The organism is Bacillus cereus group sp. MYBKT111-2 (assembly GCF_051915205.1).
Lineage (GTDB): Bacteria > Bacillota > Bacilli > Bacillales > Bacillaceae_G > Bacillus_A > Bacillus_A paranthracis.
Genome location: NZ_JBQAEG010000001.1, coordinates 116787 through 143010, shown reverse-complemented (window position 1 = coordinate 143010; position 26224 = coordinate 116787). Strand labels below are relative to the sequence as shown.

Below are 26224 nucleotides of genomic sequence, written 5' to 3'. Positions count from 1 at the left end.
GCAATATGGCATTTGAAGGATTAGCCGACCGACTTCAACAGACGATGCAAAAAATCCGCGGCAAAGGAAAAGTTTCTGAAGCCGATGTGAAAGAAATGATGAGAGAAGTTCGTCTAGCTCTTTTAGAAGCGGACGTTAACTTTAAAGTAGTAAAAGATTTTGTAAAGCGTGTGTCTGAACGTGCTGTCGGACAAGATGTAATGAAAAGTTTGACACCTGGACAACAAGTAATTAAAGTTGTGCAGGAAGAACTTACAGAACTTATGGGCGGAGAGCAAAGCAAAATTGCTGTTGCTAATAAGCCACCGACTGTTATTATGATGGTTGGTCTGCAAGGTGCAGGTAAAACAACGACGACAGGTAAGCTTGCGAATTTGCTTCGTAAAAAGCATAATCGTAAACCGATGCTTGTTGCAGCGGATATTTACCGTCCTGCAGCGATTAAACAGCTTGAAACATTAGGGAAGCAATTGGACATGCCTGTATTCTCTTTAGGAGATCAAGTAAGTCCTGTTGAAATTGCGAAACAAGCGATTGCAAAAGCGAAAGAAGATCATCATGATTATGTTTTAATTGATACAGCAGGTCGCCTGCATATTGATGAAGAACTAATGGATGAATTAGCGAAAGTGAAAGAAGTTGCGAAACCGGATGAAATTTTCCTTGTTGTCGATGCGATGACAGGACAAGACGCGGTTAATGTTGCACAAAGTTTCCATGAACAGTTAGGTTTAACAGGAGTTGTATTAACGAAGCTAGATGGTGATACGCGCGGTGGTGCGGCATTATCTATTAAAGCTGTTACAAATACGCCAATTAAATTTGCTGGTATGGGTGAAAAACTAGATGCACTTGAAGCGTTCCATCCAGAACGTATGGCATCCCGTATTTTAGGGATGGGAGACGTCTTAACATTAATTGAAAAAGCGCAAGCTACAGTTGATGAGGAGAAAGCAAAAGAACTTGAGCAAAAAATGCGTACGCTTTCGTTTACGCTTGACGATTTCCTAGAACAACTTGGACAAGTGCGTCAACTTGGACCGCTTGACGAATTGTTAGGAATGCTTCCTGGTGCAAATAAAATTAAAGGGCTGAAAAATGCACAAGTTGATGAAAAACAAATTGGGCATATTGAGGCAATTATTCGTTCTATGACTAAATTAGAGCGAGAACAGCCGGAAATAATCAATGCTAGTCGCAAAAAACGCATTGCCAAAGGTAGCGGTACAACGGTACAAGAAATTAATCGTTTAATCAAGCAATTTGATGATATGAAAAAGATGATGAAAACGATGACTGGAATGCAAAAAGGTAAGAAAAAAGGACTAGGTGGATTGAAGTTTCCATTCATGTAAGGAAAAAAGATGGCTCTGTTAAGAAAAAATACTTTACAAAGCAATAGTCTTTTTGCTAATATAATTATCTGTGTGAAATAAATTCGGAGGTGCTTTATAAATGGCAGTTAAAATTCGTTTAAAACGTATGGGAGCTAAAAAAACTCCTTTCTATCGTGTAGTTGTTGCAGATTCTCGTTCTCCTCGTGACGGACGTTTCATTGAGGAAATCGGTACTTACAATCCGGTTGCTCAACCAGCTGAAGTTAAGATCAACGAAGAAGCAGCATTAAAATGGTTAGGAAATGGTGCTAAACCATCTGATACAGTTCGTAACTTATTCTCTAACCAAGGTATCATGGAGAAATTCCACTTATCTAAACAAGGTAAGTAATTGAGGCAATGACTATGAAGAAGTTAGTCGAGACGATTGTCAAGCCTCTTGTCGATCATCCTGAAGAAGTAAAAGTTACACAGGAACTTTACAACGGAGAGATAAAGTATCGATTAACTGTACATCCTGAGGATGTTGGAAAAGTCATTGGAAAGCAAGGGAAAGTTGCGAAAGCAATTCGAATGCTCTTGTATTCAGTGGGACATCACAATAGTGAAAAAGTAACACTGGAAATTCAATAAACGTAAAAAGGGCGAGGAGTTATTCCTCTCCCTTTTTTAACATTTAAAGAGAAGTTGCATGTTCCATATATGAAATGGAGATGCTTAATTTATATAGAAACCAGAGGTGACATACTGTTTATGACAAAATGGTTTAACGTAGGGAAAATTGTAAATACTCATGGCGTAAAAGGAGAAATTCGTGTGGTTTCTCGTACTGATTTTCCAGAAGAGCGATATAAAGTAGGGAATACGTTATACATATCGAATGAAAAAGGTGGAGAGCCTTTCCCAGTAAAGATTACTTCTCATCGTCAACATAAAACATTCGATTTATTGACATTTGAAGGATATGGGAATGTAAATGAAGTAGAACAGTTTAAAGGTTCTCTTTTAAAAGTACCTGAAGATCAATTAGGCGAACTAGCTGAAGGTGAATACTACTATCATGAAATTATTGGTTGCAACGTTGTAACAGAAGAAGGAGAAGCGTTAGGGACAATAAAAGAAGTTTTATCCCCTGGTGCAAATGATGTTTGGGTAATTAAACGTCCAAAAGGTCAAGATCTGTTAATTCCTTATATTGATGATGTTGTACTTCAAGTTAACATTGAGAATAAATTAGTAACCATTCATGTAATGGAAGGGCTACTATAATGAAAATTGACATTTTAACATTGTTTCCAGATATGTTTACAGGTGTGTTTGGATCTTCAATTTTAAAGAAAGCACAAGAAAAAGAAGCGGTAGAGCTTCGTGTTGTCAATTTCCGCGATTATACAACGAGTAAGCATAATAGCGTGGATGATTATCCGTATGGTGGTGGCGCTGGGATGGTATTAACTCCTCAGCCTATTTTTGATGCGGTAGAAGATTTAACGAAAGAGACAGAGCGTAAGCCGAGAGTTGTTTTAATGTGTCCACAGGGTGAAAGATTTACTCAGAAGAAAGCGGAAGAGCTTGCAGAGGAAGAACATTTAATCTTTGTATGTGGGCATTATGAAGGATATGACGAACGAATTCGTGAACATCTCGTAACAGATGAGATTTCTATTGGTGACTACGTGTTAACTGGTGGAGAGTTAGCCTCTATGGTTATTACTGATAGTGTTGTACGTCTACTGCCAGGAGTACTAGGGAATCATGCTTCACAAGTCGAGGATTCGTTTAGTACAGGTTTATTAGAGCATCCTCATTATACACGTCCAGCTGATTTTCGTGGTATGAAAGTGCCAGATGTATTAATGTCAGGAAATCATAAAAATATTGATGAATGGCGACATAAAGAATCACTACGTCGTACATACACGCGTAGACCGGATTTATTGGAAGAACGAGAATTGTCTAAGCAAGAAAAGAAATGGTTAGAACAGATTAAAGAAGGCAAATAAGGGCTTGATATATTTTCTATTGCAACAGCCCTAGCAATATGCTATTATAACACTTGTGCTACTGAAATCAGTGGCCGTATTAACGATGTTCCGCTGTAATTTATTTAGACTTTATAAGAGCATCTGTTTAAAGGAGAGAATTTAATATGCAACAATTAATCGCAGAAATTACAAAAGGCCAATTAAAAACTGACCTTCCTTCATTCCGTCCTGGAGACACTTTACGTGTACACGTAAAAGTAGTTGAGGGAACTCGTGAAAGAATTCAGCTTTTCGAAGGTGTTGTAATTAAACGTCGTGGTGGCGGAATCAGTGAAACATTCACAGTTCGTAAGATTTCTTACGGTGTAGGTGTAGAGCGTACATTCCCAGTTCACACGCCAAGAATCGCGAAAATCGAAGTACTTCGCCGTGGTAAAGTACGTCGTGCTAAGTTATACTACTTACGTAACCTTCGCGGTAAAAAAGCACGTATTAAAGAAATTCGATAAGACATGTATGGGAGCTTGTAAATGCACAAGCTCCCTTTTTCCAATCTATATAAAATTTTGATATAATACGATCAGCTTACATAATCGTGGAGGGGAAAAGCATGAAGAAAGAAAAGAGTTCACTTTGGGAATGGATCAAGGCAATTTTGATAGCTGTTGTATTAGCAGGTGTTATTAGACAGTTTTTCTTTGCGCCAATTCTCGTAGATGGAGTATCGATGGCGTCTACTTTACATGATCGCGATCGAATGATTGTTAATAAAATTGGTTATCACATAGGAGATCCGAAACGATTTGATATTATTGTATTCCGAGCAACGGAAGATAAAGATTATATTAAGCGTATTATCGGCCTACCAGGCGATGAAATAGAGTATCGTAATGATAAACTATATGTTAATGGAAAGGCTTATGAGGAGCCGTATTTAGACAAGCAGAAAAAACAAATTGCTGACGGACCGCTTACATATGATTTCACTCTTGAAGAAATGACAGGGAAGAAAACTGTTCCAGAAGGTCAATTATTTGTTTTAGGCGATAATCGTCGTTTTAGTAAAGATAGCCGTTCGATTGGTACAATTTCAATGGACCAAGTGATTGGAAAAGCAAATATACTATATTGGCCGTTAAAAGATGCTCGTATTGTGAAATAAAAGAAAAAGAAGGTGGCAACATGGTAATTCAATGGTTCCCGGGACATATGGCAAAGGCTAGACGCCAAGTAACAGAAAAATTAAAGTTAATTGATGTTGTAATTGAGCTTGTAGATGCTCGATTACCTTTATCTTCTCGAAATCCGATGATCGATGAGATTATTACACATAAACCGAGGCTTGTTGTTTTAAATAAAGCGGATATGGCAGATGATCGTTTAACAAAGCAATGGATCGCATATTTTAAAGAAAAAGGCCATATGGCAATTTCAATTAACGCACAGGCTGGACAAGGTATGAAGGAAATTGCAGCGGCTTGTAAAGTGTTAGTGAAAGAGAAATTTGATAAAATGGTTGCAAAAGGTATTAGACCGAGAGCGATTCGTGCATTAATTGTGGGGATACCGAATGTTGGTAAATCTACGTTGATTAATAAGTTAGCGAAGAAAAATATTGCTAAAACAGGAGATCGTCCTGGTGTGACAACAGCTCAGCAATGGATTAAAGTTGGGAAGGAAATGGAATTACTTGATACACCAGGTATACTATGGCCTAAATTTGAGGACCAATTAGTTGGATTACGTCTAGCTACGACTGGTGCAATTAAAGATTCTATTTTAAATCTACAAGACGTAGCTGTTTATGCGCTACGTTTTATGGAGAAACATTACCCAGAGCGATTAAAAGAGCGCTATAATTTAAATGACATTCCAGAAGATATTGTGGAGTTATTTGATGCGATTGGAAAAAATAGAGGCTGTTTAATGGGCGGCGGAATGATTGATTATGATAAAACATCTGAACTTATACTTCGTGAGCTTCGTGGTGGCAAACTTGGGAAAATGACGTTTGAAACACCAGAAGAGTTTGCGGAGCAGACAGAAGATGCAGAAAAAGTAGAAGAAGTATAAGACGTGCGTTTGTACGTCTTTTCTTTTTTGTATATAAAGGGAGTGGCATGAATGCAAAAAGTGACGATTCAAGAGGCGGAACATTTACTACAAGAAATTATGAGTGAAGAGGACGACCGCTTTCAAATATTAATAAAAGATGAACGTAAAGGGGTACAAAAGCTCATTTCTAAGTGGTATAAACAAAAAGAGTTAGCGCAAAAGGAAAAAGAAAAATTTCTAGAAATGTCTAAGTATGAAAATGCGTTACGTGAAAAAGGTCTCACATATATCGCAGGTATAGATGAAGTAGGTCGTGGACCGTTAGCTGGGCCTGTTGTGACGGCAGCTGTCGTTCTTCCTAAGGATTTTTATATTCCGGGGTTAAATGACTCGAAAAAGTTGAGTGAAGCGAAACGTGAGCGTTTTTATGATGAAATTAAAGCGCAAGCAATTGCAATTGGAGTTGGAATTGTATCACCGCAAGTTATTGATGAAATAAATATTTATCAAGCGACGAAACAAGCGATGTTAGATGCTGTTGCGAATTTATCTTGTACACCACAATATTTATTAATTGATGCGATGAAACTCCCTACACCAATTCCGCAAACATCTATTATTAAAGGTGATGCAAAAAGTATTTCTATTTCAGCTGCATCCATTATTGCGAAAGTAACGAGAGATCGTATGATGAAAGAGCTTGGAGAAAAGTATCCTGCATATGGATTTGAACAACATATGGGATATGGCACAAAACAACATTTAGAAGCGATTGAAGCGCATGGCATATTAGAAGAACATCGAAAATCGTTTGCGCCAATTAAAGATATGATTCAAAAATAAGCTGCGAAAACGCAGCTTATTTTGTATTTTGACATATAAACATTACTATTTTCCAAAAAGAATAAAGCGATTTCAGTTTTCTGACACTTTATTGTAGACAGCGTGCCAATCATCTTATACAATGGCAATGTAATGTTTTTTAAACATTAAAAAACTTTTCGAGTAAAACAGGAAAACAGGGGAGGATGGGACCATGAATATCCATGAGTACCAAGGTAAGGCAGTCCTTAGAAGCTATGGGGTTAGCGTTCCGAACGGGAAGGTTGCATTTACAGTAGAAGAAGCTGTAGAAGCGGCGAAAGAATTAGGAACGGATGTATGTGTAGTGAAAGCACAAATTCACGCTGGTGGACGCGGCAAAGCTGGCGGAGTAAAAGTTGCAAAAAATTTAGATGAAGTTCGTACATATGCAGAGAGCATTTTAGGAACTACACTTGTGACACATCAAACAGGTCCTGAAGGTAAGGAAGTAAAACGCTTACTTATCGAAGAAGGTTGCGATATTAAAAAAGAATATTATGTAGGTCTTGTTTTAGACCGTGCAACTTCTCAAGTTGTTTTAATGGCTTCTGAAGAAGGCGGAACAGAAATTGAAGAAGTAGCAGAAAAAACACCTGAAAAAATCTTTAAAGAATATATTGATCCAGCAGTAGGCTTACAAGGCTTCCAAGCACGCCGAATTGCATTTAACATCAATATTCCAAAAGAGCTTGTAGGACAAGCTGTGAAGTTTATGATGGGCTTATACCGTGCTTTTATCGAAAAAGATTGCTCTATCGCAGAGATTAACCCACTTGTTACAACAGGTGATGGTAAAGTTATGGCATTAGATGCGAAATTAAACTTTGATTCTAATGCTTTATATCGCCATAAAGACATTTTAGAACTTCGTGACCTTGATGAGGAAGATGCAAAAGAAATCGAAGCTTCTAAATATGACTTAAACTACATTCCTTTAGATGGAAATATCGGTTGTATGGTTAATGGTGCAGGTTTAGCGATGGCTACGATGGATATCATTAAACATTACCATGGTGATCCAGCTAACTTCTTAGATGTTGGTGGCGGTGCGACGGCTGAAAAAGTTACAGAAGCATTCAAAATTATCCTATCTGACAAAAATGTAAAAGGTATCTTCGTTAACATTTTTGGTGGCATTATGAAGTGTGATGTTATTGCAGAAGGTGTTATTGAAGCAACGAAACAAGTAGGTCTTGAATTGCCTTTAGTTGTACGTCTTGAAGGTACAAACGTAGAGTTAGGTAAGAAAATTTTAAATGAGTCTGGCTTAAATATTGTTGCAGCAGAATCTATGGCAGACGGTGCACAAAAAATTGTTTCACTAGTGGGCTAATAGAAAGCGGGGGAGAAAAATGAGCGTATTAGTTAATAAAGATACAAAAGTTATTGTTCAAGGTATTACAGGTTCTCAAGGGTTATTCCACACAAAACAAATGATTGAATACGGTACGAAAATTGTCGGTGGTGTAACGCCAGGTAAAGGTGGCACTGATATTGAAGGTGTACCAGTATTTGATACTGTAGAAGATGCAGTGAAAGCAACAGGCGCAAACGCTTCAGTTGTATACGTTCCACCCGCTTTTGCGGCTGATGCAATTATGGAAGCAGTTGATGCAGAAATTGATTTAGTAGTATGTATTACTGAAGGGATTCCTGTATTAGATATGGTAAACGTAAAGAGATATATGGCTGGTAAACATACACGTTTACTTGGACCGAACTGCCCAGGTGTTATTACGCCTGATGAATGTAAAATTGGTATTATGCCAGGATACATTCATAAAAAAGGTCATGTAGGTATCGTATCTCGCTCTGGTACATTAACGTATGAGGCTGTACATCAGTTAACACAAGAAGGTATTGGTCAATCTACTGCTGTAGGTATCGGCGGAGACCCAGTTAACGGTACAGACTTTATTGATGCGTTAAAAGCATTTAATGAAGATGAAGAAACACATGCTGTAATTATGATTGGTGAAATCGGTGGTACAGCGGAAGAAGAGGCAGCTGAATGGGTGAAAGCTAATATGACAAAACCTGTTGTAGGCTTCATTGGCGGCCAAACAGCACCTGCTGGCAAACGTATGGGCCATGCTGGTGCAATCATTTCTGGCGGTAAAGGAACTGCTGCAGAAAAGATTAAAACGATGGAAGCTTGTGGTATTAAAGTAGCGGAAACTCCAGCAGTTATGGGCGAAACGCTAATCTCTGTCTTAAAAGAAAAAGGTCTATTTGAGACTTGTAAAAACTACTAATCTGTTGAAAGACACCTTCTTGCTTGAAGGTGTCTTTTTACAAACTTCTTGTTAACATAATAAAAATTATGGGTAAGGAGAATTGAGATGAAAAGAGAACGATTATTACATCTCCATTGCTTGTTAGCAGACCATTGGAAGGCGATAGAGAGGCTATTACATGTCGACCCAGAATTGAAGGGAATATACAATTTTAATGCAAAACAAATTGAATGTTACACTGGAATATCCTCAAAAAAATCTTCAGAATTAGTAAATTTTCTTCAAAGTTCAAATCTCTCGCAATATATATCTTATTTAGAGGAAAATCGAATCTTTTATATGACAATATGGGATGAAGATTATCCAAAATTATTACGTGAAATACAAGATCCTCCCTTTGTATTATATGGAAAAGGAGAGAAAGATTTTCTTAATAAAGCGAATAAATTAGCGGTTGTTGGAACGAGAGAACCAACTTTATATGGACATGAAAGTTTGAAATTTATTTTACATCCATTATTAGAAAAGGAATGGCTTATTGTCAGTGGATTTGCAAGAGGGATAGATACGATGTCTCATGAAATTACAGTAAGACGGCGTTGCCCAACAATTGCGATACTAGGACATGGATTATCGTATATATATCCAAAAGAGAATCGATGTTTATATGAAGCGTGGAATGAATATATATTGTTATTAACAGAGTATCCTCCGCACTATGCACCGAAAAAATGGTATTTTCCAAAAAGGAATCGGATTATTAGTGGCATAAGTAAAGGTGTTTTAGTTGTAGAAGCGAAATCGAGAAGTGGAACACTTATTACTGCAGACCTTGCTCTAGAGCAAAATAGAGAGGTATTTGCACTGCCTGGACCTATATTTATAGATAGTGCATCAGGAACAAATTATCTCATTCAACAAGGAGCGAAACTAGTAAGAAATGCAGGAGATATACTGGAAGAGATTTTAAATTAACCTTATATTTTTATGTTTTTATTAAACAATTATTGACAAATGGTAGATAGGCACTGTATGGTATATTCATTCTTGATTGACAAAAACAAGAGAAATCAATAAGATTAATGAAGACTTGAATCCACCTCTTAAGGAGGCACTAGCATGTCAGATTACCTCGTAATCGTGGAGTCGCCTTCTAAGGCGAAGACCATTGAGAAATATTTAGGGAAAAAATACAAAGTTGTCGCGTCTATGGGACACGTTCGCGATTTACCTAAAAGCCAAATGGGGATAGAAGTAAAGAACAACTTCACCCCGAAGTATATTACCATTCGTGGTAAAGGTCCCGTCTTAAAAGACTTAAAATCAGCGGCAAAAAAAGCAAAGAAAGTCTATCTCGCGGCCGATCCAGACCGCGAAGGGGAAGCTATTGCTTGGCATTTAGCCAATACGTTAAATGTGGACGTTGAATCAGATTGCCGAGTTGTGTTTAATGAGATTACAAAAGATGCAATAAAAGAATCATTCAAACATCCTCGTGCGATTAACATGGATTTAGTAGATGCACAACAAGCAAGACGTATACTAGATCGTCTTGTTGGTTACAATATTAGTCCTTTATTATGGAAGAAAGTAAAAAAAGGATTAAGTGCAGGACGCGTACAATCTGTAGCAGTTCGTTTAATTATCGAACGTGAAAGAGAAATTCAAAGTTTCGAGCCTGAAGAATTCTGGACAATTAAGACAGAATTTGTGAAAGGGAAAGACACATTTGAAGCAAGCTTTTACGGTGTAGATGGTGAAAAAGTTCAATTAACGAATGAAACACAAGTGAATGAAATAATTGAACGGCTGAAAGATAATGCGTTCTCAGTTGAAAATGTAACGCGAAAAGAGCGAAAACGTAATCCTGCATTACCATTTACAACATCTTCCTTGCAACAAGAGGCAGCGCGTAAGTTAAACATGCGAGCAAAGAAAACGATGATGCTTGCGCAGCAATTGTATGAAGGGATCGATCTTGGAAAACAAGGAACTGTAGGTCTTATTACGTATATGAGAACTGATTCAACGCGTATCTCAGAAACAGCTCAAACAGAGGCACGTACTTACATTACTGAGGCGTTTGGTACGGAATACATAGGAACAGAAAAGAAGAAAGAAACGAAGAAGTCGAACGCACAAGATGCGCATGAGGCAATTCGTCCTACTTCGGTAATGAGAAAGCCAGAGGAACTAAAGAGTTTCTTAAGTCGTGATCAACTTCGATTGTATAAATTGATTTGGGAGCGATTTGTTGCAAGTCAAATGGCGTCTGCTATAATGGATACTGTGACAGCGAGACTCATTAATAATAATGTTCAGTTCCGTGCAAGTGGATCGGTTGTAAAGTTCCCAGGATTTATGAAAGTGTATGTAGAGTCGAAAGATGACGGGGCTGAAGAAAAGGATAAGATGTTGCCACCTTTAGAAGTAGGGGAAACCGTATTTTCTAAGGATTTAGAACCGAAGCAACACTTTACACAACCACCGCCGCGCTATACTGAGGCTCGTCTAGTAAGAACACTTGAAGAGCTTGGAATTGGAAGACCGTCGACTTACGTACCGACACTTGAAACGATTCAAAAACGTGGATATGTAGGTTTGGATAATAAACGCTTCGTTCCAACTGAACTTGGTGAAATAGTAATTGAACTTATTTTAGAGTTTTTCCCAGAAATTATTAACATTGAATTCACTGCTAACATGGAGCAAAGCCTCGATGAAGTAGAAGAAGGAAATGCGAATTGGGTAAAAATTGTGGATGATTTCTACGTAGGATTTGAACCGCGTTTAGAAAAAGCGGAAAAAGAAATGCGTGAAGTAGAAATTAAAGATGAACCAGCTGGGGAAGACTGTGAATTATGTAATCACCCAATGGTCTTTAAAATGGGTAAATACGGGAAATTTATGGCTTGCTCGAATTTCCCAGATTGTCGTAATACAAAACCGATTGTGAAAGAAATCGGTGTTACTTGTCCGAAATGTGATAAAGGTCAAATTATTGAACGTCGTAGTAATAAAAAGAAACGTCTTTTCTATGGGTGCGGTACGTATCCAGAGTGTGACTTTGTATCTTGGGATAAGCCGATTGGCCGTAAATGTCCGAAGTGTGAAGGTATGCTAGTAGAGAAGAAGTTGAAAAAAGGCGTACAAGTACAATGTATTTCGTGTGATTATGAAGAAGAACAACAAATGTGAGCGTAACTGCTCACATTTTTTTCGGGAAGAAAAGGAAAGGTGATAAATATATGACAACACAAGTAGTAAACGTCATTGGCGCAGGTCTTGCAGGAAGTGAAGCAGCTTACCAAATTGCAAAACGTGGTGTCCAAGTAAGATTATACGAAATGAGACCGGTAAGGCAAACGCCAGCTCATCACACAGATAAATTTGCAGAATTAGTATGTAGTAACTCGCTTCGCGCAAACACATTAACAAATGCTGTTGGTGTTATTAAAGAAGAAATGCGTTTAATGGATTCTGTTATTATTCGTGCAGCTGATGAGTGCTCTGTCCCAGCAGGAGGGGCTTTGGCAGTAGATCGTCATGAATTTGCGGCAAAAGTAACGGAATATGTGAAAAACCATCCGAACGTAACTGTGATGAATGAAGAAATCACTGAAATTCCAGAAGGTCCTACTGTTATCGCGACAGGTCCACTTACGTCACCTGATCTTTCTGCGCAATTAAAAGAATTAACGGGTGAAGACTACTTTTATTTCTATGATGCTGCAGCACCGATTGTTGAGAAAGACAGCATTGATATGAATAAAGTGTATTTAAAATCTCGTTACGATAAAGGTGAAGCGGCATATTTAAACTGTCCAATGACGGAAGAGGAATTTGACCGTTTTTACGAGGCTTTAATCGCTGCTGAAACAGTACCTTTAAAAGAATTTGAAAAAGAAATTTTCTTTGAAGGTTGTATGCCGGTAGAAGTTATGGCAAGTAGAGGAAGACAAACACTAGTATTTGGACCGATGAAACCTGTTGGATTAGAAGATCCGAAAACAGGGAAAACGCCATATGCTGTTGTTCAGTTACGCCAAGATGATGCAGCGGGAACGTTATACAATATCGTAGGTTTCCAAACGCATTTAAAATGGGGACCGCAAAAAGAAGTGTTACAGTTGATTCCAGGACTGGAAAACGCAGAGATTGTACGTTATGGTGTAATGCATCGTAATACGTTTATTAATTCACCTAACTTGCTTCGTCCAACATACCAATATAAACAACGTGATGATTTATTCTTCGCTGGTCAAATGACTGGAGTGGAGGGATATGTTGAATCAGCGGCTTCAGGATTGCTAGCAGGTATCAACGCTGCTCGACTTGTAAAAGGTGAAGAGCCGGTTGTATTACCACCAGTAACTGCGATGGGAAGTATGGCGAATTATATTACTGCGACAAATGCAAAAAACTTCCAACCGATGAATGCGAACTTCGGTCTGTTTGCACCGTTAGAGAAGAAAATTAAGAAGAAAGCAGAACGTAATGAAGCCTATGCAACACGCGCTTTAGAAACGATTCGAAATTTTGTAAATATTTAGTTAAATTTCTTGCAAAGGCTACTAAGTTGTGATACGATTTAGTAGCCTTTATTGAGGTGAATTGTGTGAATGTGAAGAAATTGTTACAATTATTCGTTGGATATTTACAAATTGAAAGAAATTATTCAAAATATACAATTGCAAGTTATCAAAATGATTTAGAACATTTTGTGCAATTTATGGAGCGAGAAGGCATATCCTCTTTTTTAGATATTACATACGCGGATGTTCGTTTGTACTTAACGACGTTGCACGATGAAAAGTTAGCCCGTAAATCTGTCGCAAGAAAAGTATCAAGCTTACGAAGTTTATATCGTTTTTTGATGCGTGAAGGTTATCGGAAGGATAATCCGTTTGCACTTGCGTCACTCCCCAAAAAAGAATTGTCAATCCCAAAGTTTTTATATGCTGAAGAATTAGAGGAATTATTTGAAGTTTCTGATACGGAAACCCCGTTAGGTCAAAGGAATCAAGCTTTATTAGAGTTGATGTATGCGACCGGGATCCGTGTGAGTGAATGTGTCAATTTACAACTTACCGATATTGACTTTGCGGTGGGAACAATTTTAGTAATGGGAAAAGGAAAAAAACAAAGGTATATTCCGTTCGGGAGCTATGCACAAGATGCTTTAATTACTTATATAGAGAACGGGAGAAAACAGTTAGCCAAGAAAACTGAAGAACAATCTCATATGGTATTTTTAAATGCGAAAGGCACGCCGCTGACAAGTCGAGGAGTACGCTATGTATTAAATGAACTCATTAAGAAAGCTTCACTGACAATGCGTATAAGTCCTCATATGTTAAGGCATACATTTGCTACACATATGTTAGATGAAGGGGCAGATTTACGTACTGTACAGGAGCTACTCGGTCATGAAAATTTGTCTACGACACAAATTTATACGCATGTCTCTAAAGAAAGATTGCGTTCTGTCTACATGAAGCATCACCCACGGGCATAAATTGCTTTTAAAGCTATAAAAACATATAAAGGAGTTTTTTCTATGGGAAATTTCCACGCTACAACGATATTTGCAGTTCATCATAATGGAGAATGTGCAATGGCTGGAGATGGCCAGGTGACAATGGGAAATGCTGTTGTAATGAAACATACAGCTCGTAAGGTTCGTAAACTTTTTCAAGGGAAAGTTTTAGCTGGTTTTGCAGGTTCAGTTGCTGATGCATTTACTCTTTTTGAAATGTTTGAAGGGAAATTAGAAGAGTATAATGGAAACTTGCAGCGTGCTGCTGTTGAGATGGCGAAGCAATGGCGCGGTGACAAAATGTTACGTCAGCTAGAAGCGATGCTCATTGTCATGGATAAAACAACGATGCTCCTTGTTTCAGGTACGGGAGAAGTGATTGAACCGGATGATGGTATTTTAGCAATTGGATCTGGCGGAAATTATGCGCTTTCAGCAGGTCGTGCTTTAAAACAATATGCAAGTGAACATTTAACAGCGAAGCAAATTGCGAAAGCGAGTTTAGACATTGCAGGCGATATTTGTGTGTATACAAACCACAATATAATTGTGGAAGAATTGTAGAATCGTAAGGGAGGCATTTTATATGCATTTACATTTTACTCCGCGTCAAATTGTGGAAAAATTAGATCAATACATTATCGGTCAAAAGGATGCGAAGAAAGCGGTTGCTGTAGCTTTAAGAAATCGATACCGCCGAAGTAAATTAGCTGAAAATCTACGTGATGAAATTGCACCTAAAAATATTTTAATGATTGGACCGACAGGTGTTGGTAAAACAGAGGTAGCACGACGAATGGCGAAACTCGTTGGAGCACCTTTTATTAAGGTTGAAGCTACGAAATTTACAGAAGTTGGATATGTAGGTAGAGATGTAGAATCGATGGTACGTGACCTTGTGGAAACGTCAGTTCGCATTGTGAAAGAAGAAATGGTAGTAAAAGTACAAGACAAAGCAGAAGAACAAGCGAACCAACGTCTTGTTGAAATTTTAGTGCCGAGTCCGGAGAAGCAATCTGGATTTAAAAACCCATTAGAAATGCTATTTGGTGGCGCTCAAAATTCGAATCAAACAACAGATTCACAGGAAGATGTTGAAATCGAAAAGAAACGTCAAGATGTGGAAAGAAAGCTTGCTGCAGGACTTCTTGAAGATGAAATTGTATCGATTGAAGTGACTGAACAACAGTCTTCCATGTTCGATATGCTGCAGGGAACTGGCATGGAACAAATGGGGATGAATTTTCAAGATGCATTAGGAAGTTTTATGCCGAAAAAAACAAAAAAACGTAAACTTTCTGTAAAAGAAGCAAGAAAAGTCTTGACAAATGAGGAAGCACAGCGCTTAATTGATATGGATGAAGTTACACAAGAGGCTGTTTATCGTGCTGAACAGCTCGGGATTATTTTTATCGATGAAATTGACAAAATTGCTGGTAAGCAGTCGAATAGTGTAGATGTATCACGTGAAGGTGTGCAACGTGACATTTTACCAATTGTAGAAGGATCAAATGTTGCGACAAAATACGGATCAGTAAAAACGGATTATATTTTATTCGTTGCAGCTGGAGCGTTTCATATGTCTAAACCGTCAGATTTGATTCCGGAATTACAAGGGAGATTTCCGATTCGAGTAGAATTAACAAAATTATCGACGGATGATTTTGTTAAAATATTAATCGAGCCTGACAATGCGTTAATTAAACAATATATTGCTTTATTAGCGACTGAAGGTATAGAAATTGAATTTTCAGACGAAGCTATTCGTAAGATTGCTGAGATTGCTTATCAAGTTAATCAGGATACAGATAATATTGGAGCAAGAAGACTTCATACGATTATGGAGAAGCTCCTTGAAGATTTATCGTTTGAAGCATCTGAAATTACGTTAGAGAAAATAACGATAACGCCTCAATACGTTGAGGAAAAATTAGCAACGATTGCTAAAAATAAAGATGTGAGCCAGTTTATTTTGTAATAGTGTCATCAGGTGACTCGCCCTAGTTTCCAAGTGATGAAAAAATATGTGAGTAACATGTAGGAGGAACTTTTGAAATGGAATTATTAGCAAAAACAAGAAAATTAAATGCGTTATTACAGAGCGCAGCAGGAAAGCCTGTAAACTTTAGAGAAATGTCTGACACAATGTGTGAAGTAATCGAAGCGAACGTATTCGTAGTAAGCCGTCGTGGTAAATTACTAGGTTATGCAATTCACCAACAAATCGAGAATGAGCGTATGAAACAAATGCTTGCAGAGCGTCAATTCCCAGAAGAGTATACACAAAGCTTATTCAACATTACAGAAACATCTTCAAACTTAGATGTAAACAGTGCTTACACAGCATTCCCAGTAGAAAATAAAGAATTATTTGGTCAAGGCTTAACTACAATCGTACCGATCGTTGGTGGCGGTGAGCGTCTAGGTACATTAGTTTTAGCTCGTCTTGGTCAAGAGTTCTTAGATGATGATTTAATTCTTGCTGAGTACAGCTCAACTGTTGTAGGTATGGAAATTTTACGTGAAAAAGCAGAAGAAATTGAAGAAGAAGCACGTAGCAAAGCTGTTGTTCAAATGGCGATCAGCTCATTATCTTACAGTGAGTTAGAAGCAATCGAGCACATCTTCGAAGAATTAAACGGAACAGAAGGTTTACTTGTTGCAAGTAAAATTGCTGACCGCGTAGGAATCACTCGTTCGGTAATCGTAAATGCACTTCGTAAATTAGAAAGTGCTGGTGTAATTGAGTCGCGTTCTTTAGGTATGAAAGGAACATACATTAAAGTACTAAACGACAAATTCTTACATGAACTTGCTAAATTAAAAACAAACTAATTTATAAAACTCTTCTCATTTTTTGAGGAGAGTTTTTTTGTATAACAGATTGATGTTGTTCGTACATAGCGTCATAATCGCATTTTTTTGAAAGGCCATGAATTGCATTTCACTTTTTTTGCTTAAAAGAAATGTAGGTTGGTAATACTAGAATTCGAGTATGAACAAAGAAAGTTTTACATTGTTCGCATTTTCGACTTGATTGTAATATTTCAGTATGATATAGTAAGCAGTGGTGTCAGTACAAAGTACACACGTTTACTGATTTAAGTGTTGGTGCTACGTTTGTAGTTTCGCTTAGAGATGAAGTAAACGGAGGATATCAAAAACCATTTAGGAGGAACTATATTATGTCAGTAATTTCTATGAAGCAATTGCTTGAAGCTGGTGTTCATTTCGGACATCAAACTCGTCGTTGGAACCCAAAAATGAAGCGTTACATTTTCACAGAGCGTAACGGTATCTACATCATCGACTTACAAAAAACTGTGAAAAAAGTTGAGGAAGCTTTCAAAGTTATGCGTGACATCGCTGCTGAAGGCGGAGACATCTTATTCGTAGGTACTAAAAAACAAGCACAAGAAGCTATTAAAGAAGAAGCAACTCGTGCTGGTATGTACTTCGTTAACCAACGTTGGTTAGGTGGAACTTTAACTAACTTCCAAACAATCCAAAAGCGTATCAAGCGTCTTAAAGACATCGAAAGAATGCAAGAAGATGGTACTTTCGAAGTACTACCTAAGAAAGAAGTTGTTCAACTTAAAAAAGAGTTAGAGCGTCTTGAGAAATTCTTAGGCGGTATTAAAGATATGAAAGGTCTTCCAAGTGCATTATTCGTAGTAGACCCTCGTAAAGAGCGTATTGCAGTTGCTGAAGCACGCAAATTACACATTCCAATCATCGGTATCGTTGATACAAACTGTGATCCAGACGAAATCGATCACGTTATCCCAGCAAACGATGATGCAATTCGTGCTGTAAAACTTCTTACATCTAAAATGGCAGACGCGATCCTTGAAGCAAAACAAGGTGAAGAAACTGTTACTGCGTAACAAAGTTGGAAAGGTGATAAGGGGTTCGGCCTTTTATCACCTTTTTTAAGGTATAAACACCTTTATAAAAGGTATAAATACATATTTTAGGAGGATGAAAAGTATGGCAATCACTGCACAAATGGTAAAAGAATTACGTGAAAAAACTGGCGCAGGTATGATGGACTGCAAAAAAGCTTTAACAGAAACTAACGGCGACATGGAGAAGGCAATTGACTTCTTACGTGAAAAAGGTATCGCGAAAGCTGCTAAAAAAGCAGACCGCATCGCTGCTGAAGGTTTAACTTTCATCGAAACAAACGGTAACGACGGTTTAATCTTAGAATTAAACTCTGAAACTGATTTTGTTGCGAAAAACGAAGGTTTCCAAACATTAATTAAAGAATTAGCTGCTCACTTATTAGCTAACAAACCAGCTAACGTTGAAGAAGCTATGGCTCAAACAATGGAGAACGGCAAAAAAGTAGAAGAGCACATCAACGAAGCAATCGCTAAAATTGGTGAAAAACTTACACTTCGTCGTTTCGAAATCGTATCAAAAACTGATGCAGATGCATTCGGCGCTTACCTACACATGGGTGGACGCATTGGTGTATTAACAGTTCTTGAAGGTTCTACTGATGAAGCGGCTGCTAAAGATGTTGCAATGCACATCGCTGCAGTTAACCCTAAATACATCGACCGCGATGCTGTAACAGCTGAAGAAGTTGAGCATGAGCGTCAAGTATTAACACAACAAGCATTAAACGAAGGCAAGCCTGAAAAAATCGTTGCAAAAATGGTTGAAGGCCGTCTTGGCAAATTCTTCGAAGAAATTTGCTTACTTGACCAAGCATTCGTTAAAAACCCTGATATGAAAGTTCGTCAGTTCGTTGAGTCTAAAGGCGGAACATTAAAAGGATTCGTTCGCTACGCTGTTGGTGAAGGTATCGAAAAACGCGAAGACAACTTTGCTGAAGAAGTAATGAACCAAGTAAAAGGTAGTAACTAATACAGATTAGGGAACACATTGTGTTCCCTTTTTTAAAATAAAGATGTAAGCAATTGGAGGTTCATTATGAGTAAACCGAAATATAATCGTGTCGTTTTAAAGCTGAGTGGAGAAGCTTTAGCTGGCGAGCAAGGATTTGGAATTAACCCAGCTGTTATTAAATCAGTTGCGGAACAAGTGAAAGAAATTGCAGAACTTGATGTAGAGGTTGCTGTTGTTGTTGGTGGCGGTAACATTTGGCGTGGGAAAATTGGAAGTGAGATGGGCATGGATCGTGCAGGAGCAGATTACATGGGCATGTTAGCGACAGTTATGAATTCATTAGCTCTTCAAGATAGCTTGGAGAATATCGGAATTCAAACTCGCGTACAAACTTCAATTGAGATGCGTCAAGTGGCAGAGCCTTACATTCGTCGTAAAGCAGTTCGTCACTTAGAGAAGAAACGTGTTGTTATCTTTGCAGCAGGTACAGGTAATCCATACTTCTCTACAGATACAACAGCAGCATTACGTGCAGCAGAAATTGAAGCAGACGTAATTTTAATGGCGAAAAACAATGTAGATGGCGTATATAATGCGGATCCATCTATTGACCCAACAGCTACGAAATACGAAACGCTTACTTACTTAGATGTATTAAAAGAAGGTTTAGGTGTAATGGATTCTACAGCTTCTTCTCTATGTATGGATAATGATATTCCATTAATTGTATTCTCAGTTATGGAAAAAGGTAATATTAAACGTGCCGTTTTAGGTGAAAATATCGGAACAGTTGTAAGGGGGAAATAAATATGGGACAACAAGTATTAAAGTCTTCAAATGAAAAAATGGAAAAAGCAGTTGCTGCTTATTCTCGTGAATTAGCAACAGTTCGTGCTGGCCGTGCAAGCGCGTCTGTATTAGATAAAGTACAAGTTGATTACTATGGTGCACCAACACCAGTTGTGCAATTAGCGAACATTACAGTTCCAGAAGCACGTTTACTTGTAATTCAACCTTATGATAAAACTTCTATCGGTGATATCGAAAAAGCAATTTTAAAAGCAGATTTAGGCTTAAACCCTTCTAATGATGGAACTGTAATTCGTATTGCATTCCCTGCATTAACAGAAGAGCGTCGTCGTGATCTTGTAAAAGTTGTGAAAAAATATGCTGAAGAAGCAAAAGTTGCTGTTCGTAACGTACGTCGTGACGGTAACGACGATCTTAAAAAGCTTGAAAAAGCTGGCGAGATTACAGAAGATGATTTAAGAGGATATACTGAAGATATCCAAAAAGAAACAGATAAATATATTGCAAAAGTTGACGAAATCGCAAAAAACAAAGAAAAAGAAATCATGGAAGTGTAATAGCGATACTTTCGCAAATATGACCCTCTTCTTAAGGGGGTCTTTTTACACTTTTAGGCATACGTCTGCTTGCTGGAGGGTATGAATGATGTTTAAAAACTTTCCTTTTTTTAAAGGCAAAAAGGACACATCGTTTGATCATCTCGTTGAAGAAGTGAAAAAGGGATACATCCCAGAACATATTGCCATCATTATGGATGGTAATGGAAGATGGGCAAAGAGGAGAGCGATGCCTCGTATTGCGGGACATCATGAAGGCATGCAAGTTGTAAAGAAAATCACAAAATTTGCAAGCAAACTTAATGTAAAAGTATTAACTCTTTATGCTTTTTCAACTGAGAACTGGAAAAGACCAAAAAAGGAAGTTGATTATTTAATGAAGCTTCCAGAAGAATTTTTAGGTACATTTTTACCAGAATTGATTGAAGAGAACGTACAAGTCCGAGTAATAGGGCAACAAGATCGTCTTCCTACGCATACACGCAGAGCGATGGAGAAGGCCATGGAAGAGACGAAAGAGAATACGGGATTAATTCTGAATTTCGCGTTAAACTATGGAAGTCGAGATGAAATCGTTTCTGCTGTGCAACATATGATGAAAGATCATGAGGAAGGAAAAGTTCGTGTTGAAGATGTAAGCGAAGAAATGCTTTCTTCCTACTTAATGACGAGTTCTTTACCTGACCCAGAGTTGTTAATCCGTACGAGCGGAGAGCTACGTATTAGTAATTTCATGTTATGGCAAATTGCATATTCGGAATTTTGGTTTACAGATGTGTATTGGCCAGATTTTACCGAGGAACATTTGCTAAATGCGATTACAGACTTTCAACATAGAGGGCGCAGATTCGGAGGCGTGTAGAAAGAGAGGGTTTGGTAGTGAAACAGAGAATTATTACTGGAGTGGTTGCTGCCGCGCTATTCATTCCCATCGTAATTTACGGTGGCGTGCCTTTTACGGTTTTAGTGTATGCACTTGCTTCTATAGGTTTATATGAATTAATTCGTATGAATAAGCTTACGCTTATTTCAGTACCAACAGTTTTAGCTGCAGTATTATTATGGATTATTTTAATTCCAAGTAGTGCATCAGAACTGTTTACTTGGATTGGATTAGGTAAATTAGAAATCACATTTGTGATTGTTTTATTACTTTTATCATATACAGTCCTTTCTAAGAATACATTTACTTTTGATAATGCTTCATTTTTACTAATGGCGACAACATATGTTGCAATGGGATTCTTATATTTGAATGAAACGAGAATTTTAGGAATTAAATATGTGTTTTGCGCATTATTTGTTATATGGGCTACTGATTCAGGCGCATATTTCGTAGGAAAAGCATTAGGAAAAAGAAAATTATGGCCAGAAATTAGTCCAAATAAAACGATTGAAGGTTCATTAGGCGGTATCGTTTGTGGAATTATTGTGGCGCTTGTTTACAACATGTTTTTCCCAGTGGAATCGAATGTAGTAATTTTAATTGTGCTGACAATTATCATTTCTATTTTTGGACAAATTGGTGATTTAGTGCAATCTGCATTTAAACGTCATTATGGCGTAAAAGATTCAGGTACAATTTTACCTGGGCATGGTGGTATATTAGATCGAACAGATAGTTGGTTATTCGTTTTACCAATTCTCTACTTCTTATTACAATACAATTAATAAATGAACGAGGGGTTGGAGTCATGAAAAACATTAGTTTATTAGGTGCAAGCGGATCAATTGGTACACAAACTTTAGATGTATTACGCTCGCACCCAGACCAATTCCGTCTCGTTGCTTTTTCTGTAGGGAAAAATATTGACTATGCAGTAAAGGTCATTCAAGAATTTTCTCCGCAAATTGTCTCTGTGCAAAGAGAGGAAGATGTTTTAAAATTACAAGCTGTCTCTGGTAATACAAAAATTGTATATGGTAGTGAAGGACTTTTAGAAGTAGCATTACATCCAGATGCGGAGATAGTAGTAAATGCTGTTGTAGGTAGCGTAGGGTTGTTACCAACACTTCGTGCAATTGAGGCGAAAAAAACAATTGGAATTGCAAACAAAGAAACGTTAGTAACTGCAGGGCATCTTGTAATGGAAGCAGCGCGAAAACATAATGTTTCGTTACTTCCAGTAGACAGTGAACATTCAGCTATTTTTCAATGCTTGAATGGTGAAAATGAAAAAAGAATTTCTCGACTAATTATAACGGCTTCTGGTGGAAGTTTCCGTGATAAAACGAGAGATGAATTGCATCATGTGACCGTAGAAGATGCGCTTCGACATCCAAACTGGTCAATGGGTTCGAAAATTACAATTGATTCTGCTACAATGATGAATAAGGGGCTAGAAGTAATTGAAGCACATTGGCTTTTTGGTATCCCTTATGAGCAAATCGATGTTGTTTTACATAAAGAAAGTATTATTCATTCTATGGTTGAATTTGAAGATCGTAGTGTGATGGCACAGCTTGGCTCACCTGATATGCGAGTACCAATTCAATACGCGCTTACATATCCTGATCGATTACCTCTTTCAGACACAAAGCAGTTAAACTTATGGGAAATAGGAACGTTGCATTTTGAGAAGATGAACCAAGAACGTTTCCGTTGCCTACGTTTTGCGTATGAAGCTGGAAAAGCAGGTGGAAGTATGCCAGCTGTAATGAATGCAGCGAATGAAGTAGCTGTTGAAGCTTTTTTACAAAAGAGAATTGGTTTCTTAACAGTGGAAGACCTCATTGAAAAAGCAATGAACCATCACAATGTCATTGCGCGTCCGAGCTTAGAGGAAATTCTGGAAATTGATGCAGCCACAAGACGGTTTGTGATGGAACAAATTTAGCAAAGGTGGTATGGAATTGAATACAGCGATTGCCTTTATATTAATTTTCGGTGCACTCGTATTTTTCCATGAGCTAGGGCATCTATATTTCGCAAAAAGAGCAGGTATTTTATGCCGCGAGTTTGCGATTGGTTTTGGTCCGAAAATATTCTCATTTGAAAAGAATGAAACGGTGTATACGATTCGATTACTGCCCCTTGGTGGCTATGTAAGAATGGCTGGCGAGGATGCAGACACAGTTGAGTTAAAGCCTGGGAAAAAGGTTGGCCTTGTATTAAATGCAAAAGACGAAGTTGCAAAATTAGTTTTTGAAGGATATGAAAAGTATCCCAATGTTCGCGTTATCGAAGTCGAACAAGCTGATTTAGAGCATAATTTAACAATTTCGGGTTATGAAGAGTACGAGGAAGAGCTTCAAACATTCCGAGTGAACGAGAAGGCTCGTATTATTACTGCCGGTGAAGAAATTCAAATTGCTCCGTATAATAGGCAGTTTGGCTCTAAGAAATTAGGACAACGTGCGTTAACAATCTTTGCGGGCCCTGCAATGAACTTCATTTTAGCATTTGTTATTTTTGTGATTCTTGGATTTGTACAAGGTGTTCCTGTTGACAAACCAATGGTCGGAAAAGTGATGGAGAATAGTGCAGCAGAGCAAGCTGGATTAAAAGAAAATGATACAATTCAAGCTATTGATGGGAAAAACACAAGTACATGGAAAGATGTTGTTACCATTGTACGTGAAAATCCAAATAAAGAAATTACGTTACAAGTAAAGCGTGATAGTGAACAGTTTAATGTGAAAGTAACGCCAACGCTTGATAAAGAAGGTAAAGAAGAAGTTGGTAGAATTGGTGTTTACTCTCCTGTAGAGAAAACAGTGATGGGTTCTATTAAATCAGGTTTTGAACAAACATACCAATGGACGAAACTAATTTTTGAGTCTCTTGTGAAATTAGTAACTGGTCAATTCTCTATTAATGAGTTGTCAGGTCCAGTAGGAATTTATAATCTAACAGATCAAGTTGTAGATTATGGATTTACGCGTGTTTTAAGTTTAGCAGCCGTTTTAAGTATTAACCTTGGTTTATTTAATTTACTACCAGTTCCTGCTTTAGACGGTGGACGTTTGTTCTTCTTCTTAATTGAAGCATTGCGCGGGAAACCAATTGATCGCCAAAAAGAAGGAATGGTTCACTTTATTGGTTTTGCATTATTAATGTTACTTATGTTAGTTGTAACTTGGAATGACATTCGTAAGTTTTTCTTGTAAAATAAAGTGAAACTTATAATGAAATAGAGCTCGTAGAATAAAATCCCTCACCTAACTCGAGGTGAGGGGTTTTCCTGCGTGTAAGAGTAAAATGAAGAGGTGCGAATAGATGAAACAAAGTATGGTATTCAGTCCTACATTACGTGAAGTTCCAGCTGATGCGGAGATTAAGAGTCATCAGTTATTACTTCGTGCAGGTTTTATGCGTCAAAATGCTTCTGGTATTTATAGTTTTCTACCATTTGGATTAAAAGTACTACACAAAGTAGAACGTATCGTTCGAGAAGAAATGGAGCGCGCAGGTGCTGTAGAATTATTAATGCCAGCGATGCAAGCTGCAGAATTATGGCAAGAGTCAGGTCGTTGGTATTCTTACGGATCTGAATTAATGCGTATGAAAGATCGTAACGCTCGTGAATTTGCATTAGGAGCGACACATGAAGAAGTAATTACGGATCTTGTACGTGATGAAGTGAAATCATATAAAAAATTACCGTTAACATTATATCAAATTCAAACAAAATTCCGTGATGAACAAAGACCTCGTTTCGGTTTATTACGTGGAAGAGAGTTTCTAATGAAAGATGCATACTCTTTCCATGCTACACAAGAGAGCTTAGATGAAGTATACGATCGCTTATACAAAGCATACTCTAACATTTTTGCTCGTTGTGGTTTGAATTTCCGTGCGGTTATTGCTGATTCTGGAGCAATGGGCGGAAAAGATACACATGAATTTATGGTATTATCTGATGTTGGTGAAGATACAATTGCATACTCTGATACATCTGATTATGCAGCGAACATCGAAATGGCTCCTGTTGTAGCTACGTATACGAAGAGTGACGAAGCAGAAAAAGAGCTTGAAAAAGTAGCAACACCAGACCAAAAAGCAATTGAAGAAGTATCTGCATTCTTAAACATCGAAGCTGACAAGTGCATTAAGTCTATGGTATTTAAAGTAGATGAGAAATTAGTAGTGGTACTTGTTCGTGGTGATCATGAAGTAAACGATGTAAAAGTGAAAAATGTATACGGTGCTTCAGTTGTTGAGCTTGCCTCTCATGAAGAAGTAAAAGAATTATTACATTGTGAAGTTGGTTCATTAGGACCGATTGGTGTAAATGGTGATATCGAAATTATCGCTGATCACGCTGTAGCATCAATTGTCAACGGATGTTCAGGAGCGAACGAAGAAGGATTCCATTATGTAAATGTAAATCCAGAACGTGACTTTAAAGTAAGTCAATATACGGATTTACGATTCATTCAAGAAGGAGACCAATCTCCAGACGGAAACGGAACAATTCTTTTCGCACGCGGAATTGAAGTTGGTCATGTATTTAAATTAGGAACTCGTTATAGTGAAGCAATGAACGCAACATTCCTAGATGAAAACGGAAAAACACAACCGCTTATTATGGGTTGTTACGGCATTGGTGTGTCTCGTACAGTGGCAGCAATTGCAGAGCAGTTTAATGATGAGAACGGTTTAGTTTGGCCAAAAGCTGTAGCACCGTTCCATGTGCATGTAATTCCAGTGAATATGAAGTCTGATGCACAACGTGAAATGGGTGAAAATATCTACAACTCATTACAAGAGCAAGGATATGAAGTATTACTAGATGATCGTGCAGAACGTGCAGGTGTTAAATTTGCTGATGCTGATTTATTCGGCCTTCCAGTTCGCGTGACAGTTGGTAAAAAAGCAGACGAAGGTATTGTAGAAGTGAAAGTACGTGCTACAGGTGAGTCTGAAGAAGTAAAAGTAGAAGAGCTTCAAACATATATTGCTAATATTTTAAAATAGGAAGAGGTACCTCGTAATGAGGTACCTTCTCTTTCTTTGTAAACGTATTTTGTAAAAGAA

Annotated in this window: 27 protein-coding genes; all 27 read left to right on the top strand. The window is 37.8% G+C overall.

Annotation, left to right across the window (positions count from 1 at the left end; all coding sequences use genetic code 11):
* Window positions 1-5 precede the first annotated feature (5 nt).
* The 27 genes from ffh (at window position 6) to ACTFNE_RS00550 (ending at window position 26164) form a co-directional block, all read left to right on the top strand.
* Window positions 6-1355, top strand: coding sequence for a signal recognition particle protein (gene ffh, locus ACTFNE_RS00680; RefSeq protein ID WP_000863461.1), 1350 nt, complete (start codon window positions 6-8; stop codon window positions 1353-1355).
* A gap of 100 nt (window positions 1356-1455) precedes the next feature.
* Window positions 1456-1728, top strand: a complete 273-nt coding sequence (gene rpsP / locus ACTFNE_RS00675) for a 30S ribosomal protein S16 (protein ID WP_000268750.1) — start codon at window positions 1456-1458, stop codon at window positions 1726-1728.
* 14 nt (window positions 1729-1742) lie between these two features.
* Window positions 1743-1970 carry a KH domain-containing protein gene (locus tag ACTFNE_RS00670; RefSeq protein ID WP_270705097.1) on the top strand — a complete coding sequence of 76 codons (228 nt, stop codon included), beginning with the start codon at window positions 1743-1745 and terminating at the stop codon, window positions 1968-1970.
* A gap of 120 nt (window positions 1971-2090) precedes the next feature.
* On the top strand, window positions 2091-2606 hold the full coding sequence (gene rimM / locus ACTFNE_RS00665) for a ribosome maturation factor RimM (protein WP_000170268.1): 516 nt from the start codon (window positions 2091-2093) through the stop codon (window positions 2604-2606).
* Window positions 2606-3340, top strand: a complete 735-nt coding sequence (trmD, locus tag ACTFNE_RS00660) for a tRNA (guanosine(37)-N1)-methyltransferase TrmD (RefSeq protein WP_000686892.1) — start codon at window positions 2606-2608, stop codon at window positions 3338-3340. Before rimM ends, trmD begins: the two co-directional genes overlap by 1 nt.
* Before the next feature lie 146 nt (window positions 3341-3486).
* The gene (gene rplS / locus ACTFNE_RS00655) at window positions 3487-3831 is read left to right on the top strand and encodes a 50S ribosomal protein L19 (protein WP_001186516.1); all 345 of its coding nucleotides are present in this window, start codon (window positions 3487-3489) and stop codon (window positions 3829-3831) included.
* Window positions 3832-3932: 101 nt separating this feature from the next.
* Window positions 3933-4484, top strand: coding sequence for a signal peptidase I (gene lepB / locus ACTFNE_RS00650; RefSeq protein ID WP_000711857.1), 552 nt, complete (start codon window positions 3933-3935; stop codon window positions 4482-4484).
* 20 nt (window positions 4485-4504) lie between these two features.
* Window positions 4505-5395 carry a ribosome biogenesis GTPase YlqF gene (gene ylqF / locus ACTFNE_RS00645; protein ID WP_000236698.1) on the top strand — a complete coding sequence of 297 codons (891 nt, stop codon included), beginning with the start codon at window positions 4505-4507 and terminating at the stop codon, window positions 5393-5395.
* Window positions 5396-5446: 51 nt separating this feature from the next.
* Window positions 5447-6220: a ribonuclease HII gene (gene rnhB, locus ACTFNE_RS00640; protein WP_046198499.1), complete on the top strand. Its 774-nt coding sequence runs from the start codon at window positions 5447-5449 to the stop codon at window positions 6218-6220.
* Window positions 6221-6413: 193 nt separating this feature from the next.
* On the top strand, window positions 6414-7574 hold the full coding sequence (gene sucC / locus ACTFNE_RS00635) for an ADP-forming succinate--CoA ligase subunit beta (protein ID WP_001020785.1): 1161 nt from the start codon (window positions 6414-6416) through the stop codon (window positions 7572-7574).
* Window positions 7575-7593: 19 nt separating this feature from the next.
* Window positions 7594-8496: a succinate--CoA ligase subunit alpha gene (sucD, locus tag ACTFNE_RS00630; RefSeq protein ID WP_000115178.1), complete on the top strand. Its 903-nt coding sequence runs from the start codon at window positions 7594-7596 to the stop codon at window positions 8494-8496.
* A gap of 87 nt (window positions 8497-8583) precedes the next feature.
* Complete coding sequence (dprA, locus tag ACTFNE_RS00625) at window positions 8584-9453, top strand: DNA-processing protein DprA (protein WP_046198500.1); 870 nt, start codon at window positions 8584-8586, stop codon at window positions 9451-9453.
* Window positions 9454-9597: 144 nt separating this feature from the next.
* Complete coding sequence (gene topA, locus ACTFNE_RS00620; RefSeq protein ID WP_046198501.1) at window positions 9598-11676, top strand: type I DNA topoisomerase; 2079 nt, start codon at window positions 9598-9600, stop codon at window positions 11674-11676.
* Window positions 11677-11726: 50 nt separating this feature from the next.
* Window positions 11727-13031, top strand: coding sequence for an FADH(2)-oxidizing methylenetetrahydrofolate--tRNA-(uracil(54)-C(5))-methyltransferase TrmFO (gene trmFO, locus ACTFNE_RS00615; protein WP_046198542.1), 1305 nt, complete (start codon window positions 11727-11729; stop codon window positions 13029-13031).
* A 65-nt stretch (window positions 13032-13096) separates the two neighbouring features.
* Window positions 13097-13996 carry a tyrosine recombinase XerC gene (gene xerC / locus ACTFNE_RS00610; RefSeq protein ID WP_001101228.1) on the top strand — a complete coding sequence of 300 codons (900 nt, stop codon included), beginning with the start codon at window positions 13097-13099 and terminating at the stop codon, window positions 13994-13996.
* A 42-nt stretch (window positions 13997-14038) separates the two neighbouring features.
* Window positions 14039-14581 carry an ATP-dependent protease proteolytic subunit HslV gene (gene hslV / locus ACTFNE_RS00605; RefSeq protein ID WP_000526271.1) on the top strand — a complete coding sequence of 181 codons (543 nt, stop codon included), beginning with the start codon at window positions 14039-14041 and terminating at the stop codon, window positions 14579-14581.
* Window positions 14582-14603: 22 nt separating this feature from the next.
* A complete protein-coding gene (gene hslU / locus ACTFNE_RS00600; protein ID WP_000550081.1) occupies window positions 14604-15995 on the top strand; it encodes an ATP-dependent protease ATPase subunit HslU in 1392 nt (463 codons plus the stop codon).
* Window positions 15996-16072: 77 nt separating this feature from the next.
* Window positions 16073-16852 carry a GTP-sensing pleiotropic transcriptional regulator CodY gene (gene codY / locus ACTFNE_RS00595; protein ID WP_000421288.1) on the top strand — a complete coding sequence of 260 codons (780 nt, stop codon included), beginning with the start codon at window positions 16073-16075 and terminating at the stop codon, window positions 16850-16852.
* A 350-nt stretch (window positions 16853-17202) separates the two neighbouring features.
* Complete coding sequence (gene rpsB / locus ACTFNE_RS00590) at window positions 17203-17904, top strand: 30S ribosomal protein S2 (RefSeq protein ID WP_000111483.1); 702 nt, start codon at window positions 17203-17205, stop codon at window positions 17902-17904.
* Window positions 17905-18007: 103 nt separating this feature from the next.
* A complete protein-coding gene (tsf, locus tag ACTFNE_RS00585; protein WP_001018581.1) occupies window positions 18008-18895 on the top strand; it encodes a translation elongation factor Ts in 888 nt (295 codons plus the stop codon).
* A gap of 66 nt (window positions 18896-18961) precedes the next feature.
* The gene (gene pyrH, locus ACTFNE_RS00580) at window positions 18962-19684 is read left to right on the top strand and encodes a UMP kinase (protein WP_000042663.1); all 723 of its coding nucleotides are present in this window, start codon (window positions 18962-18964) and stop codon (window positions 19682-19684) included.
* A 2-nt stretch (window positions 19685-19686) separates the two neighbouring features.
* Window positions 19687-20244: a ribosome recycling factor gene (gene frr, locus ACTFNE_RS00575; protein WP_000531503.1), complete on the top strand. Its 558-nt coding sequence runs from the start codon at window positions 19687-19689 to the stop codon at window positions 20242-20244.
* Between the two features lie 85 nt (window positions 20245-20329).
* Window positions 20330-21106 carry an isoprenyl transferase gene (gene uppS / locus ACTFNE_RS00570; RefSeq protein WP_046198502.1) on the top strand — a complete coding sequence of 259 codons (777 nt, stop codon included), beginning with the start codon at window positions 20330-20332 and terminating at the stop codon, window positions 21104-21106.
* Window positions 21107-21123: 17 nt separating this feature from the next.
* Window positions 21124-21915, top strand: a complete 792-nt coding sequence (gene cdsA, locus ACTFNE_RS00565) for a phosphatidate cytidylyltransferase (protein ID WP_000813584.1) — start codon at window positions 21124-21126, stop codon at window positions 21913-21915.
* A 23-nt stretch (window positions 21916-21938) separates the two neighbouring features.
* Window positions 21939-23081 carry a 1-deoxy-D-xylulose-5-phosphate reductoisomerase gene (gene dxr / locus ACTFNE_RS00560; RefSeq protein WP_000790359.1) on the top strand — a complete coding sequence of 381 codons (1143 nt, stop codon included), beginning with the start codon at window positions 21939-21941 and terminating at the stop codon, window positions 23079-23081.
* Between the two features lie 16 nt (window positions 23082-23097).
* Window positions 23098-24354: an RIP metalloprotease RseP gene (gene rseP, locus ACTFNE_RS00555; RefSeq protein WP_046198503.1), complete on the top strand. Its 1257-nt coding sequence runs from the start codon at window positions 23098-23100 to the stop codon at window positions 24352-24354.
* A 109-nt stretch (window positions 24355-24463) separates the two neighbouring features.
* The gene (locus ACTFNE_RS00550; protein ID WP_270705096.1) at window positions 24464-26164 is read left to right on the top strand and encodes a proline--tRNA ligase; all 1701 of its coding nucleotides are present in this window, start codon (window positions 24464-24466) and stop codon (window positions 26162-26164) included.
* The last annotated feature ends 60 nt before the right edge of the window (window positions 26165-26224 follow it).